This is a genomic window from Pseudomonas sp. WS 5010, from assembly GCF_012985565.1.
Lineage (GTDB): Bacteria > Pseudomonadota > Gammaproteobacteria > Pseudomonadales > Pseudomonadaceae > Aquipseudomonas.
Window position 1 is genome coordinate 650,244 of record NZ_JAAQWQ010000001.1, and the last position, 13,600, is coordinate 663,843.

Below are 13,600 nucleotides of genomic sequence, written 5' to 3' on the forward strand. Positions count from 1 at the left end.
ATTAACAGCCGCGCTTTCCTGGGATTACGACGTGAAAAAACTCGCTGCGAACAACAATAAAACCTGGCGCTGGGCGCCCCTGGCCCTGGCATTGGCGATCAATGCCGCACTGCCTGCGGCCTATGCCGACGATGCCATCCATATCAAGGCCCAGCCTTTGGGCGCGGCGCTGAGCCAATTGGGCCAGCAAACGTCGCTGCAAGTGTTTTTCAGCCCGCAGATGGTGGCAGGCAAACAAGCCCCGGCCGTCGATGGCAGCCTGTCGCCGGAACAGGCCTTGCGCCAGTTGCTGCAAGGCAGCGGCCTGGAGTACCAGATCGATTCGGGCTCGGTGACATTGCATCCGGCCGCCACGGGCACTGGTGAAGCGGGCTCGCCCCTGGAGCTTGGCGCGACCTCGATCAAGGTCGTGGGCGATTGGCTGGGCGATGCCAATGCCGAAGTGGTGCAGAACCATCCCGGCGCGCGTACGGTGATCCGGCGTGAAGCCATGGTGGAGCAGGGCGCGATGAATGTCGGCGACGTGTTGCGCCGGGTTCCCGGGGTGCAGGTGCAGGAGTCCAACGGCACCGGCGGTAGCGATATTTCCCTCAACGTCGGTGTACGTGGCCTGACGTCGCGCCTGTCGCCACGCTCCACGGTCCTGATCGACGGTATTCCTGCGGCGTTCGCGCCCTATGGCCAGCCCCAGTTGTCGATGGCACCGATTTCCGCCGGCAACCTGGAGAGCATCGACGTGGTACGCGGCGCTGGCTCCGTGCGTTATGGACCGCAGAACGTCGGCGGCGTGATCAACTTCGTGACCCGGGCGATCCCCGAGACCTTTTCCGGTGAGGTCGGCACCACCCTGCAAACCTCTTCCCACGGTGGCTGGAAACATGTCGACAACGCCTTCATCGGTGGCACCGCAGACAATGGCATTGGCATGGCGCTCCTGTATTCCGGGGTCAATGGCAACGGTTATCGCGATAGCAACAATGGGAACGACATCGACGATGTGATCCTCAAGACCCACTGGGCGCCGACCGATCAGGACGATTTCACCCTCAACTTCCATTACTACGACGCCACTGCCGACATGCCCGGCGGCCTGACCCAGAAGCAGTTCGACGCCAACCCTTACCAGTCGGTGCGCGACTGGGACAACTTCAGCGGCCGGCGCAAGGATGTTTCGTTCAAGTACATCCGTCAGATCGACGACCGTACCCAGGCGCAAGTGCTGACCTACTATTCCGACAGCTTCCGTGGCAGCAACATCGCCAACCGTGACCTGGCTACTATCGGTTCCTATCCGCGTACCTACTACACCTTCGGTATCGAGCCACAGGTGTCCCATGTCTTTGACCTGGGGCCCACCAGCCAGGAAGTCAGCGTGGGCTACCGCTACTTGAAAGAAGGCATGCACGAACAGGCCACACGCCTGAACCTGACCAATAACGTCCCTACGCCGGGGCCGCAGAGTGATGGCCATGTGTACCAGGACCGCACCGGTGGCACCGAAGCCAACGCGTTCTATATCGATGACAAGATCGATGTGGGCAAATGGACGATTACCCCCGGTATCCGCTTTGAAAGCATCCGCACCCAATGGCATGACCGCCCGGTGCTGGCACTCAATGGCACTCCCGTCCAGGAGAAGCGCCGCGAGATCAAGAACAACGAACCGCTGCCGGCACTGAGCGTGATGTACCACGTCTCCGACGCCTGGAAACTGTTCGCCAACTACGAAACGTCCTTCGGCAGCCTGCAGTATTTCCAGCTGGGCCAGGGCGGTAATGGCGACCAGACGGCCAATGGCCTGCAACCGGAAAAAGCCAAGACCTACGAGGTCGGCACCCGCTACAACGACAATGTGTGGGGCGGCGAAGTGACGTTGTTCTACATCGACTTCTCCGACGAATTGCAGTACGTCAGCAATGACGTGGGCTGGACCAACCTGGGCGCCACCAAGCATGCGGGTATCGAAGCCTCTGCCCGCTACGACCTGGCCAACCTTGACCCGCGCCTGGATGGCCTGAGCGCAAATGCCGGCTTTACCTACACCAAGGCGACCTCCGAAGGTGATGTGGCCTTTAAGGGTCGTGACCTGCCGTTGTACTCGCGGCAAGTGGCAACCCTGGGCCTGCGTTATGCGGTCAACCGCTGGACCCATAACCTGGATGCGTATGCCCAGTCCGGGCAGCGGGCGCCAGGTACCACCAGCACCTATATCACCCAGCCGACTGCGGACGGCCAGTACGGTGATATCCCGGGGTATGTGTCGGTCAACGTGCGCAGTGGCTATGACTTTGGCGCGCAACTGTCGAACCTGAAGCTGGGCGTGGGGGTGAAAAACGTGTTCGACCAGCAGCACTACACCCGGTCCAGCGATAACAACTCCGGGATCTACCTGGGTGAGCCCCGTACGTTCTTTGTGCAGGCGAGCGTGGGGTTCTGACGCGTGCTTCCTACGATCCTTCTGACGAAAGCGAAGGGTCGTAGGGACGCGTTTCCTACCTTTATTTTGTGATTTTCTGCACTTTGCGGAACCGAACTCCGTAGGCCTGCCACACACCTTCAGCTCATCGTGTGCGGGCACCCATTGTCTGGGTGCCTGGGACCGTGAGGTGAACTGTGTCAACAAGCCGCACTGGAGAACATTATGTCGGTAACTGCATTCAATCAGCCTGTCGTCAAACTACCGAATGACGCCACACCTCAAGGGGCTGAGGCAAAGGCCAGCACCTCGGGCGCTGCGGCGCCGGCCGCCGGGGCAGCCTCCAAGGGGCCCAGTTTCAGCGGGCCGCAGAGTCAGTCGGGGCCGGTGTTCGCAGCACCGCAGCCGATGGCACAGGGCGATGCAGCTCGGGGGGCTGCGCCTGCGTCCTATGGGGGGCCGCCGCCAAGGCCTGTTGCGCAGAAGCCTGATCCTATCTACTCAAAACGCAGCCATGATCAGTTGGCCCAGCAACTGCTGGATAACTTCCAGTCGTTCAAGGATCCGAGCAACCCGTCCTACATCACGCCCCAAGGTCTGAAAGACAAGGCACAGATGCCCCTGACCGGCTACTCGAGCAAGGATCAGGACACCCGGCTGGCCAGGGAGATCCTGAAACGTCCGGACCTGCTCAAGGCGCTAGACCGTGACGGTCGTACGGGGGCGCTGGATGCCCAACTCACCCGACAAAACATTTATGACGTCATACGCTCGGACAACCCGTTGAAGTTCAAGGACGACGCACAGCTGGCCAAGGACATGCTGAATAACTTCAATCAGTTGAAAGGAAATTTCTGGAACAAAGACATCAAGTTCGCCGATCTCGATGCCAAGGCCCAGCGCCCGCTGACGGGTGACCCGTACCGGGACCAACTCACCCAACTGGCCAGGGAGGTCAATAACCGCTCGAACCTGCGCCAACAAATGGACAATACGGCCAGCCCCGATTATGACGGCAGGATCAGCAGACAAGCCTTGAAGAAGTTGTCCCGTTAAGCCGCGGGTATTGCAGCGCAAGCATAGAACCGGGATGGGCCGCGAGTATTACGCCGTGTTTCCCGGTTCGGCCATTAACGATGGCAGGGCTGGCTGAAAGTGCCAGCGTCCGCTCATCGCCTGCCACTTCAATGAACAGGAACTGTTTTCAGCGGTCTGCCACATAGCTTGTAACTGACGGCCTTTATGACGCCGACGGTTTCACTCAAAGAGAGGGTGTTGACATGACTTCTACGTCGTTTGGAACTCAAACTCCTGGCTTGCCACAATCCCTTCTTGCACCACCTTGCGAAACCCGCGCGCAGTGCCAACGTTTCGATGCTCAGCACCAGGGCGTGGCTGGCGAGGGAGGTGCCGAGGTTCAGCGAGCGAAGGGTTTTTCCGCACAGTACACATTCAAGGCCCCGGCGGCGGATGACTTCGCCAAAGGCATGCTTGCTCACCGAGCCACCGCGACGCCAGGCTCTGATGTGTCGACAACGGCGGGTACCACGGTGGGGTTGATCAATGCAATAAAGGCCATGCTGGGTGTTTCGAAATCCGTGGCATTGCCGCCCCAAAAACCTGACTGAAGCCGCGCCCAGGCCCCCTCCGTTGTTTACATGTAGTCATCGAAAATGATCGACCGCCCCGGAACCATTGCCGGTGCTTGGCCACATACTTTGCGCTTTTTGGAAACCACCCTTGTAGTGACGGTGGTGATAGCCGGTCTGAGTATGGATCTAGAAAAGGTGGATATGAAACATGGCAATTGACGGTGGGGTACCTCTCCTGCGGCCTGATGTTACGAGCCGCCATGATGCGATACCGGATGACGCACAACAGAAAGCTCATGCTGCTTCAATCGAGAGCACGCCGCGTGGGTGGCAGGTTGATAATCAGCCTCTGCCCAGCACGATTCGATCTTCGGGTTTCCGGCGCCCCTTGCGGTGGGCCACGCCTGACGAAGTCACTCTGCATCATCAGGAACTCAGAAACACGCCTTCGGCGCGTACCTCCCATATGAACCCCTATACCCAATTGCCGGATAGCCAGTTGGTGAAGGCCTTGGGTGATCATTTTTCCGTGCTGGAAAACTTTCATGAAAACTGAAGGCTTGAAACTGGTGGCGTTGCGACGGATCGCGGGTGAAAAAATGACGGACACACCAGCGCTCAATAACGCCATTCTGCTGGCCAAGGCCCTGCTCCAGCGCCCGCGCCTGATCGACGCGATCCTCGACGAGGAGGGCTTGATTACGCGGCAAAGCCTGTCCAAAGCGGTACAGGGAGTGTTTGGCAACAGCGACCCGAATGCCTTCAGTTCGGATCCCTTTCACGCCAAGACCAACGTCGAACTGGTGCAGGCGTTCAGGGCGGCATTTGATGAACTGCGTGACAGGTCCCGGGATCGCACGGGCTTTTTCGAGAGCGTCGGCTACGTGCAGATCGAGCGGCTTGTTTCAATCAGCAAGGACCCGGACGAAACGGACCAGGAAGGCGCCGTTATCCGGGACCCCGTCACGGGGTTAGCGAAAAAAATGTACAGCGAACAACTGGTGTACATGTCAAAAAACCTGGTGGACCGCCCCAGGCTCTTGAACTCGCTGGAACGCATCCATTCTGGCTGGCGACGCCTTTACGGCAGCCATTACCAGAAGGGCTGGTTGAGCAACAAGGACCTGGACGGCTGGCTGGAAAACAACAAGACCCTGTAGGGTCTTGAGCGCGTTACACCCGCAGGATTTTCCCGCTGATCGCCACCCCCAGCAGGAGCGCGGCGATCAACACAAAGGCCACGCTCAAACTGCTGCCATGGGCGATAAAGCCGATCAGCGCGGGGCCGGCGAGAATACCGGCATACCCCAAGGTGGTAATGGCGGGCACTGCAATATGCTCCGGCATGACGGTCTGCTTGCCGACTGCGGTGTACAACACCGGGACGATATTGGAGCAGCCGGCGCCTACCAGGGCATAGCCCAGCAGCGCGGTTTCCCAGGCTGGGAGCAGGGTAGCCAGGAGCATGCCGGCAGTGGCCAGCAAGCCGCCGATCACGATCACCCGTTTGGCCCCCAGGCGACGCACAATGGCATCGCCGGTCAGGCGTCCGATGGTCATGGTCAGGGCAAATGCCGCATAACCCAGGCCCGCATAGGCTTCGTCGAGGCCGCGTTCGTCACTGAGGAACACCGCGCTCCAGTCGAGCACGGCACCTTCTGCCAGGAACACGATAAAACACAGGCAGCCGATAAACAGCACTACCCCGTGGGGCATGGCGAAGGCGGGGCCGGAGCTTTCGCTGCCGTAGGGCAGCAAGTGCGGGGCCGCCTTGAGCAGGGCGGCCAGGGTAATCACGATGACCACCAGGGTGGCCGACAGCGGTGACAGCCCCAAGCCCAGCAACGCGCTGACCCCCGCCGCCCCGACAATCCCTCCCAGGCTGAACAACCCGTGGAAGCCCGACATCATGGTTTTGCCACTGGCCCGTTCGACGATCACCGCCTGCAGGTTGACGGTGGAGTCCACCGTGCCCAGGCCCGCACCAAACAGAAACAATCCTGCCATCAGCAAGGGTATCGAGCTGACGGTGGCCAGCATCGGCAAGGCCACGCAGAGCAGGAGCGTGCCGGCGCTGAGTACGCGCCGGCAGCCATAGCGTGAAGCCAGCGCGCCGGCCACCGGCATCGCAATGATCGAGCCCACCCCCAGGCACAACAGCAACAGGCCCAGGGTGCCTTCGTTGAGATTTGCGCGGGCCTTGGCATAGGGCACCAGAGGCGCCCAGGCGGCAATGCCGAAGCCGGCAATAAAAAACGCGATACGGGTCGACATTTGTTCCAGGCGCCCAGGAACCACGGGCGCTGGGGTGGGGATGGCAGTCATGAAAGTCCTTGGTTTTTGCGTTCAGCGAACGATGTCCGGCGCGACATCCTTGCACATCAGGCCCTGTGGAGCGAGCCAGGTTCCCTTGGCGATCGCGAACTTTCCTGCTGCAGCAGCGGATACTGCTGGCTCTCGGGTCAGGTGGTTGCCGGCAGATACGCCCTGACTTGCACGACGTCGGCGCCGTCGACGCGCACCACGACCGTGCCACGGGGCGTCGTTTCCTGGCCGATGTAGCTCTCTACCATTACTCGGTCCGCAGCCGTGGCTTGCAGCGATAGCTTATGGGGTTTGCGCAGCAGCTTGCGAGCCTGGGCGTCCACCGGGAATGACGGGTGGCCGCGGCGCACACTGTCGCAAAACGCTAGCGCCACGGCGCGGGGTGTCGGTGGTGGTGGCGAGGGCAGGTTGGCCCCGGCGAACAGCAGGTTGAGTTGATCGGCGGTGGCGACGGCGCGCGGGAAGCCGGTAAAGGCCGAGGCGACCAGCAGCAGTTCGGTCAACTCCCCAGGCGCCAAGCCTTGGGCCAGGCTGGTCTTGAAGTGCACGCTCAACGGTGGGCCGACCATGCCGGCGGCGACGATCGCGGCAAAAATCGCCGCTTCCTGCAGGCGCGGATCGAGGCCCGGGCGATCATGCAGATAGCCATACACCACGCCGACCGCCAATTCGCCCAGGGCCGGTGCGGTATGGAACAACGCATCCAGGCGTGCGCCGCCATCAGGTACCAGCTCAATGAACGTTTTGCGGCCTTCGCGGTAAAGCGTTTCAACGGGACTTTGCGGGGCAAGGGTCTTCATGGTGCATCCTCCGAGAAAATGAGGACGGCGTTTGCTCGACTGCGCACGGACTTCGGCCTGATGAAAACGTCCATCCAGGGGAACTAGGAGTGTAGGGCGAGTGGCTGTTTTTGCCAGGGTCATGCACACCAATGGTGCAGGTGGTGTGCGGTGTCGGCGATAGCGTGCGAATGGGGCTGACCTACATGAACTCCACCTGCGCAGGCTGGCGCTTGATCAGCACCTTGCCATTACGGATCGAATACAGCGCCAGGCCCTGGCTGCGAATCACTTCATAGTCGCTGTTTGCCGACAGGATCAGCAGGTTGGCCGGCCGCCCGGGTTCCAGGCCATAGCGGTCGCCCAGGGCCATGGCTTGGGCACTGTTGTCAGTGACGAGGTCCAGGGCTTTTTGCAGGTTGCTGTAGCCGAGCATATGGCAGATATGCAGCCCGGCTTCGAGCACTCGCAGGATATTGCCGTTGCCCAGTGGGTACCACGGATCGACGATGGAGTCCTGGCCGAAGCACACGTTCATGCCGGCTTCCAACAGCTCGTTGACCCGGGTCACGCCCCGGCGTTTCGGGAAGTTGTCGAAGCGGCCCTGCAAGTGAATGCTTTCGGTGGGGCAGGACACAAAGCTGATGCCAGAATGCCCCAGCAGACGAAACAGCTTGGCGCAGTAGGCATTGTCGTAGGAGCCCATGGCCGTGGTGTGGCTGGCCGTGACCCGGCTACCCATGTCGCGGCTGCGCGCTTCTTCGGCCAGCACTTCGAGAAAGCGCGAATGCGGGTCGTCGGTTTCATCGCAATGCACGTCCACCAGGCAGCCCGTACGTTCGGCCAGGTCCATGAGGAATTTGACCGAGCTGACCCCTTGGTCGCGGGTGTACTCAAAATGGGGAATGCCGCCCACCACATCGGCGCCCAGGCGAATGGCTTCTTCCATCAGTTCGCGGCCATTGCGGTAGGACTCGATGCCTTCCTGGGGAAACGCCACGATCTGCAGGTCGATCAGGTGGCCACTCTCCTGGCGCACTTCGAGCATGGCCTTGAGCGCCGTCAGGTCCGGATCGGTGACGTCGACGTGGGTGCGCACATGCTGGATACCATGGGCTGCCAGGGCCTGGATGGTCTGCTTGGCACGGGTCTTGGTGTCGGCCTGGGTGATGGTGGCCTTGCGCTCGCCCCAGCACTCGATCCCTTCGAACAGCGTGCCGCTCATGTTCCAGCGCGGCTCGCCGGCAGTGAGGGTGGCGTCGAGGTGGATATGCGGCTCGACAAACGGTGGCACTACCAGGTTGCCAGCGGCATCCAGGTCGTCCGGCCCCAGGGGCGGCGTGACGGTTTGTGGGGTAATGCTGGCGATCCGGCCATGTTCCAGGTGCAGATCATGCAGGCCTTCACGGTTGCGCAGGCGGGCGTTGATGATATGCATGGGCAAGTTCCTCTTGGGCAAACAGCAATCAGGCAGACAGCCGCCAGATCATCAGCGCGACGCCGATGTCCGACGGTCATTGGAGTGTCGGGGCTCTCAGGCTCATGCCTGGATGTCAGCCAATGGTACGCGCACCCGTAGGGCGGCAGTGAGTGCAATGTAGGTAGCGGCTGCCGCGATAATCCCCACCAGGGGCGCGACCCATGGCGAGCTGAACGCCAGCACCGTACCCACTGCATAGGCAATCAGCCCCGGCCAATTGAAGGCCGGCAAGCGCACGTCTGCCAGCCGTGGATAGTGACCGCGGTAGCGATAGAAGAAGTCGGCCATGATCACCCCGCCAATCGGTGGTATCACAGTGCCCAATAAAATCAGGTAGGGCACCAGCATGTCGTACATGCCCAGCAAGGCGAGCAGGGTGCCGATCAAGGCGCCGACCAGGGTTACGGTCTTGCGGCGTTTGGTGCGCAGCAGGTTGCAGCCGGCGACGGCGAAATTGTAGATGGTGTTGTCCTGGGTGCTCCAGATATTGAGCAGCAGCATGGCCATCGCCGCCATGGCGAAACCTTGCAGCAGCAATACTTCCACCACATCCGGTTGCTGATAGACGATGGCGCCGTAGGCACCGATCAGCACCATCAGGCCGTTGCCGACAAAAAAGCCGATCAGGCTGGCCAGTACCGCGACCTTGGCCGAGCGGGAAAAACGCGTCCAATTGGTGGCCTGGGTAGCACCGCTGACAAAGGTGCCGAACACCAGGGTAATGGCCGTAGACAGATCCAGCTCCGCGCTGGGCACCACCGCGAGCAAGCCTTGCAGCCCGCCGACTTTTACGGTGGCCACCCACATCGACAGCAACAGCAGCAGGCCCATGGCCGGGACGGCAATGTAGGAGAGGATTTCCAGCCCCCGGTAGCCCACGTAGGCCGTGGCGCAGAACACCAGGCCGAACAGCACCATCAGTGCCAGTACGCTGCCCTGGCCCAATTCGAAATATTTGCCCAGTACCACGGCCGCCGTGGCGGTACCCCAGGCGTACCAGCCAATCTGGGTGAACCCCAGGATCAGGTCACTTAATTTGCTACCCACTTCGCCAAAGCAGAAACGCCCCATCAGCACCGAGTTCAAGCCGCTCTTGAAGGCGATATAACCCAGGCCTGCGGCGTAGATACCCAATAGCAGGTTACCCAGGGCCACGACACCGAGCATCTGGGTAAAACTGAAGGCCACCCCCAGCTTGCCGCCAGCAAACATGGTTGCGGTAAAAAAAGTGAAGCCCAGCAACACCATGGCCGTGGAGCCAAGGCCCTTGCGTGCATGCATGGGCACTTCGCTGAGAGGGTAATCGTTGCCCGGTTCGTTCTGCGTCATGTGCCGTTCCCCTGTGAGTGACCCGGGGCTTGTTGCAGCGCCCGTGCCAAGTGGGGGCTGTGCAGGTTGCACAGTATTCGGGCGCGGGGAAGGGCAGGAGGCTGGGATTGCTTGTTGGTTAGGCCCAGCCAGGCACAAAAGCGGTGCAGCGGTGATACAAGTTGGATCACCGTGCCAGGGTGTCAGTCGAACAGGGTCTGGCTGATTTCGCCGCGGTGAAAGGCGAAGGCTGCTGCAAGATCACTCTCGATGGTGCGCCCGCGTGATAGCGGTGGCAGGTCGTCGAGTCTGAAGAAACCAACGTCGGTGGTTTCAAAGCCTGATGCCATGGTGGGCTTGCTTGGTGTACTTCAAGGCCTGGTTTTAATCGCTGTTGCCACCGAGCACAGCAGCGAATTACTCACCGCGATAAATACAGCCACTGGTGCAGGTCTCATGGATGCGAATAGCGCTGAGTTCCGGCAACAACGGCTTCAACTCATTCCAGATCCACTTGGCCAGCACTTCGCTGGTAGGGTTTTCCAGGCCGGGTATGTCGTTGAGGTAGTTGTGGTCGAGGCGCTCATAGAGCGGCTTGAAAATCGCCTTGATCTCCGAGAAATCACGGATCCAGCCGGTATGCGGGTCGAGGTCGCCGCTCAGGTGGATGGCCACCTTGAAGGAGTGACCATGCAGGCGCCCGCATTTATGGCCTTCGGGGACGTGAGGCAAGCGGTGGGCGGACTCGAAGGTGAACTCTTTGAAAATTTCCACGGTATGACCTGTAAGGCAGGAGTTTCTAGGGCGGTGTGCGATTGTCAGGGTCGGGTGAGCGCTTGATGGGCCCAGGCGACCGACGTGGCGCGCATTCTAACCTGTTTATCGGGCGACCTGGCGGCGTGTGTAAAGCATGGTTATTCCTGGGACCATAACGTAGTACTGACCTTGACCCCATCCCCGCAGGCCAATGAACTCTGCGACCCGCGGCGCTCCAGTTCTGCGTGCGCACGAGCACACTGCACCTGGCCTTGGGCGGCTGCATTATCAATGCTGATATTGCCGGTGGTTTCGGACACCAGGTCGCCGTTTTTCTCCACCCGGATCAATGGCCGTTCGGGCTGGATTTCAAAGCGGCTTTTCGTCGGCTCGGTGTTCAGTGCCAGGTCGGTGGGGGCTGCCGGCAACTGGTCTTCGGTGACGCCATAGCGAGTGAGAAGCGAGAGATTGGGCAAGTCCTGCGCGTTTGCGTGGCCGGCCGCCAGAAGCAGGAACATGCCAAGGCTATACAGTTTTTTGCGATTAGAATGCATGGTTGTATCTTTCCAAAGTTGTTTCTTGATGGGCTGGATTGAAGAACAACTTGTTGTTATCGCAACCACGTTTAGGGCAGGGAGTATTCAACCAGAAAGATGAACCGTAGCGGTTGCCGAACTGCGTGCCTGGTTCATAAAACTTGAACGAGGAAGGGTCGTAACTGCTGTTACTACAGCCAGTAATCAGGGCGATAGTGAAGAGGCCCAGGAACTTTATGGGTTTCATAGGGGGGAGGTCCGCGTTAAATTGATCAGTATCTTACAGGGTTGCCCGCAAGCCAGGCAGCCCATTCCAGAGCTAGGCGTCTTCGCTCTCGAACTCCAGCAAGTCGCCTGGCTGGCAATCCAGGGCGATACACAGCTTGTTCAGGGTTTCGAGTTTGAAGCCTTTGATCTTTCCATTTTTCAATAGCGACAGATTGGCTTCGGTAATCCCAATGGCATCTGCCAGTTGGTTGGAGCGAATCTTTTTCTTCGCCATCATGACGTCCAATCGAATAATGATTGTCATGGGTTAGATGATGCTTTTGTTTTCATCGTCGATAACTTTTGATTCGGCCACTATCAATGAGAATGCGCACAGAAAGATGCCTTGTATGATTGCATAGATGGCTGCGGATGATACACCCACACTGAGGCTGAATGTGCGCTCGCCAGGCGGCATTTCAATCGCCAGGACCAAGCCTTGCAGGGTGGAAACAACCGGTGCCAGCAGCGGGGTAGCAATGAATAGGAGGCCCATCCACCACAGGATCTTGATATTGGCCTCGGTCCAGATGTGCCCCTTAGAAAGGCGCATGAAAAAGATCCCTGTCAGCACCAGCGCCAGCACTGTAAGGCTGATCGGCAGCATTTCCAGGGCCAGGACCAGGCCCATGATCCAGAGGGCCGGTTGGTAGCCAGGGGCTAACAGCGAAGGCATCTGCTCGCCGTAGGCATTGAGATACTCCGCCAGGGCGGTGGGATAGTCGAAGATCCAGTACAAAATCGGCGCGCCGAATTCGATCAGCGCGACCGACCACGCCAACAGTGCGGCAAACGCGCCTATGGACCGCAGCCGGGTGTTGGTGGAGACGGTATGCAGGTGATTGCTCATGGGTTGATCCATACGGGGTTGATGGAAGAATAATCCATGAATAATTATCGAATTACAATAATTTTTTGCGAAAAAAAACAGTGGCCAATGCTTAGAGTGCAATCAAACGCTCACCCAATCGACCGCTATCGGCCAGTTCAAGGAATTCATCGCCCAGCCGCTGGCTCTCATTCATCGCGGTTTGCCAGTACTGATTGCGCCGGGTGTCGTCCCCCATAAAGCGCTTGAAGTCGCTGCGATCCGGCAATTTGCCGTAGGGCAGGCGGGCCAGGTAGTCCCGTGAAGGGGCCACCAGCAATACATCGCGCAAACCCTGCGGGCTGCTGTGCCGCCACGGCAGGCTCTTGTCGAACCAGCCGGGGATGACTCTGTCGGTGAAGTGCGGGTACAGCACAATGTCATCACCGTGGTAGGGCAGGTCGAGGTGGTAGTCCAGCAGGCCGCCATCGCGATAGGTGCCGGCCCCGGCGCCCGGCAAGTCGCGCACGCCTTGCATCACCATGGGGATCGAGCCGGACGCCAGCAAGGCCTGGCGCAGGTTGCCCAGTTCCAGGTCGAGGAAGCGCGACGGGAAATCCTTGAGTGGGTGCAGCGGTGGGGCCTGGCGCGGGTCGTGGATGATCAGCCGCTCAAAGTGCCGCGACAGTCGCGCACGGCCGCGCAAGTTGTCGGCGATCACCGAAGACAGGCCCAGGCCCAGGCGCCCACGGTGGTCATCGGCGAGCAGGCCATGGCTTTTGACTACCACGATATTCAGGCGATAGTGCGGGTTATCCAGCAGCGTTGCATCGCGCCCGGCCAGCAAGTCATCGAGCATGCGCTGGCAGCTCTGGCTGACCTCGGCCATGGTCACGCCCTTGGCAAAACGTTGCTCGTTGTACAGGCGACCGAGGTCGAGCAGGCCTTGTACCGGGTCGGGCAGGCAGGCACTGGCAAAGCGCCAGGAGCCGATCGATGCGCCAATCAGCGCGCGCTCGCGGGGCGCGCGTGCCAGCCAGTCACCGAACAACGCCAGGTCCAGGCCCTGAATGCCCAAGGCCTTGGGGCCCCCGGCCGCGCCGGGCAGAATCCCCACGTCTTGAGGTTTGAGGCCGTGCTCGCGAATGCGTGTAAAGGCGCGCTGGCCAGCCTTGAGCGTCAGGGCTGGGAACTTGATGTGGATGGCCGTCATACCGATCTCTGTGCAGGCGAGCAGGGCAGTATAGGAAATTTCCCCAGGGGGCTGGCAAGGTGTTGTGGGACAATTGCCATAGTGGCAATTCAGTTTCAGTTAAGTTGCGCGTCGTACTGT

14 protein-coding genes and 1 pseudogene are annotated in these 13,600 nt (G+C 60.1%); 4 read left to right on the forward strand and 11 right to left on the reverse strand.

The features are described 5' to 3' along the window. Positions 1-31: 31 nt before the first annotated feature. Positions 32-2,437 carry a TonB-dependent receptor gene (locus HBO11_RS03095; protein WP_169957015.1) on the forward strand — a complete coding sequence of 802 codons (2,406 nt, stop codon included), beginning with the start codon at positions 32-34 and terminating at the stop codon, positions 2,435-2,437. A 204-nt stretch (positions 2,438-2,641) separates the two neighbouring features. Beyond that, entirely contained in the window at positions 2,642-3,472 is an 831-nt protein-coding gene (locus HBO11_RS28570; RefSeq protein WP_262380943.1) for a hypothetical protein, read from the forward strand. 128 nt (positions 3,473-3,600) lie between these two features. Here the strand turns inward: HBO11_RS28570 and HBO11_RS03105 are convergent, their stop codons facing one another. Then, positions 3,601-3,915 carry a hypothetical protein gene (locus HBO11_RS03105; RefSeq protein ID WP_170058778.1) on the reverse strand — a complete coding sequence of 105 codons (315 nt, stop codon included), beginning with the start codon at positions 3,913-3,915 and terminating at the stop codon, positions 3,601-3,603. A gap of 301 nt (positions 3,916-4,216) precedes the next feature. Between HBO11_RS03105 and HBO11_RS03110 the strand changes: the two genes are divergently transcribed. Together HBO11_RS03110 and HBO11_RS03115 are read left to right on the forward strand one after the other, a co-directional pair. After that, complete coding sequence (locus HBO11_RS03110) at positions 4,217-4,564, forward strand: hypothetical protein (protein ID WP_169957017.1); 348 nt, start codon at positions 4,217-4,219, stop codon at positions 4,562-4,564. Beyond that, positions 4,554-5,168, forward strand: coding sequence for a type III secretion effector protein (locus tag HBO11_RS03115; RefSeq protein ID WP_169957018.1), 615 nt, complete (start codon positions 4,554-4,556; stop codon positions 5,166-5,168). The genes HBO11_RS03110 and HBO11_RS03115 overlap by 11 nt, the downstream gene beginning before the upstream one ends. A 13-nt stretch (positions 5,169-5,181) precedes the next feature. Here the strand turns inward: HBO11_RS03115 and HBO11_RS03120 are convergent, their stop codons facing one another. From HBO11_RS03120 to HBO11_RS03165, 10 genes and pseudogenes are all read right to left on the reverse strand, one after another. Beyond that, positions 5,182-6,333: an MFS transporter gene (locus HBO11_RS03120; RefSeq protein ID WP_169957019.1), complete on the reverse strand. Its 1,152-nt coding sequence runs from the start codon at positions 6,331-6,333 to the stop codon at positions 5,182-5,184. Between the two features lie 137 nt (positions 6,334-6,470). Beyond that, positions 6,471-7,133, reverse strand: coding sequence for a carboxymuconolactone decarboxylase family protein (locus HBO11_RS03125; RefSeq protein ID WP_169957020.1), 663 nt, complete (start codon positions 7,131-7,133; stop codon positions 6,471-6,473). 181 nt (positions 7,134-7,314) lie between these two features. After that, complete coding sequence (gene codA, locus HBO11_RS03130) at positions 7,315-8,550, reverse strand: cytosine deaminase (RefSeq protein ID WP_169957021.1); 1,236 nt, start codon at positions 8,548-8,550, stop codon at positions 7,315-7,317. Positions 8,551-8,652: 102 nt separating this feature from the next. After that, the gene (codB, locus tag HBO11_RS03135) at positions 8,653-9,921 is read right to left on the reverse strand and encodes a cytosine permease (RefSeq protein WP_169957022.1); all 1,269 of its coding nucleotides are present in this window, start codon (positions 9,919-9,921) and stop codon (positions 8,653-8,655) included. A gap of 182 nt (positions 9,922-10,103) precedes the next feature. Continuing rightward, positions 10,104-10,250 (reverse strand): annotated as a pseudogene (locus HBO11_RS03140) (DNA mismatch repair protein MutT); the annotation flags it as partial. Between the two features lie 67 nt (positions 10,251-10,317). Beyond that, entirely contained in the window at positions 10,318-10,674 is a 357-nt protein-coding gene (queD, locus tag HBO11_RS03145; RefSeq protein WP_003190259.1) for a 6-carboxytetrahydropterin synthase QueD, read from the reverse strand. A 140-nt stretch (positions 10,675-10,814) separates the two neighbouring features. After that, positions 10,815-11,210: a hypothetical protein gene (locus tag HBO11_RS03150; RefSeq protein ID WP_169957023.1), complete on the reverse strand. Its 396-nt coding sequence runs from the start codon at positions 11,208-11,210 to the stop codon at positions 10,815-10,817. 301 nt (positions 11,211-11,511) lie between these two features. Further along, positions 11,512-11,724, reverse strand: a complete 213-nt coding sequence (locus HBO11_RS03155) for a helix-turn-helix transcriptional regulator (RefSeq protein WP_169957024.1) — start codon at positions 11,722-11,724, stop codon at positions 11,512-11,514. Positions 11,725-11,727: 3 nt separating this feature from the next. After that, on the reverse strand, positions 11,728-12,309 hold the full coding sequence (locus HBO11_RS03160; protein ID WP_169957025.1) for a hypothetical protein: 582 nt from the start codon (positions 12,307-12,309) through the stop codon (positions 11,728-11,730). 91 nt (positions 12,310-12,400) lie between these two features. Beyond that, a complete protein-coding gene (locus HBO11_RS03165) occupies positions 12,401-13,480 on the reverse strand; it encodes a patatin-like phospholipase family protein (protein WP_169957026.1) in 1,080 nt (359 codons plus the stop codon). Positions 13,481-13,600 lie beyond the last annotated feature (120 nt).

What these genes read in the sequence shown, in the direction of transcription:
- HBO11_RS28570 (WP_262380943.1), top strand. Translation starts at nt 2,642, where the DNA reads ATGTCGGTAACTGCATTCAATCAGCCTGTCGTCAAACTACCGAATGAC.
- HBO11_RS03110 (WP_169957017.1), top strand. Translation starts at nt 4,217, where the DNA reads ATGGCAATTGACGGTGGGGTACCTCTCCTGCGGCCTGATGTTACGAGC.
- HBO11_RS03115 (WP_169957018.1), top strand. Translation starts at nt 4,554, where the DNA reads ATGAAAACTGAAGGCTTGAAACTGGTGGCGTTGCGACGGATCGCGGGT.
- HBO11_RS03120 (WP_169957019.1), bottom strand. Translation starts at nt 6,333, where the DNA reads ATGACTGCCATCCCCACCCCAGCGCCCGTGGTTCCTGGGCGCCTGGAA.
- HBO11_RS03125 (WP_169957020.1), bottom strand. Translation starts at nt 7,133, where the DNA reads ATGAAGACCCTTGCCCCGCAAAGTCCCGTTGAAACGCTTTACCGCGAA.
- codA (WP_169957021.1), bottom strand. Translation starts at nt 8,550, where the DNA reads ATGCATATCATCAACGCCCGCCTGCGCAACCGTGAAGGCCTGCATGAT.
- codB (WP_169957022.1), bottom strand. Translation starts at nt 9,921, where the DNA reads ATGACGCAGAACGAACCGGGCAACGATTACCCTCTCAGCGAAGTGCCC.
- HBO11_RS03150 (WP_169957023.1), bottom strand. Translation starts at nt 11,210, where the DNA reads ATGCATTCTAATCGCAAAAAACTGTATAGCCTTGGCATGTTCCTGCTT.
- HBO11_RS03155 (WP_169957024.1), bottom strand. Translation starts at nt 11,724, where the DNA reads ATGACAATCATTATTCGATTGGACGTCATGATGGCGAAGAAAAAGATT.
- HBO11_RS03160 (WP_169957025.1), bottom strand. Translation starts at nt 12,309, where the DNA reads ATGAGCAATCACCTGCATACCGTCTCCACCAACACCCGGCTGCGGTCC.
- HBO11_RS03165 (WP_169957026.1), bottom strand. Translation starts at nt 13,480, where the DNA reads ATGACGGCCATCCACATCAAGTTCCCAGCCCTGACGCTCAAGGCTGGC.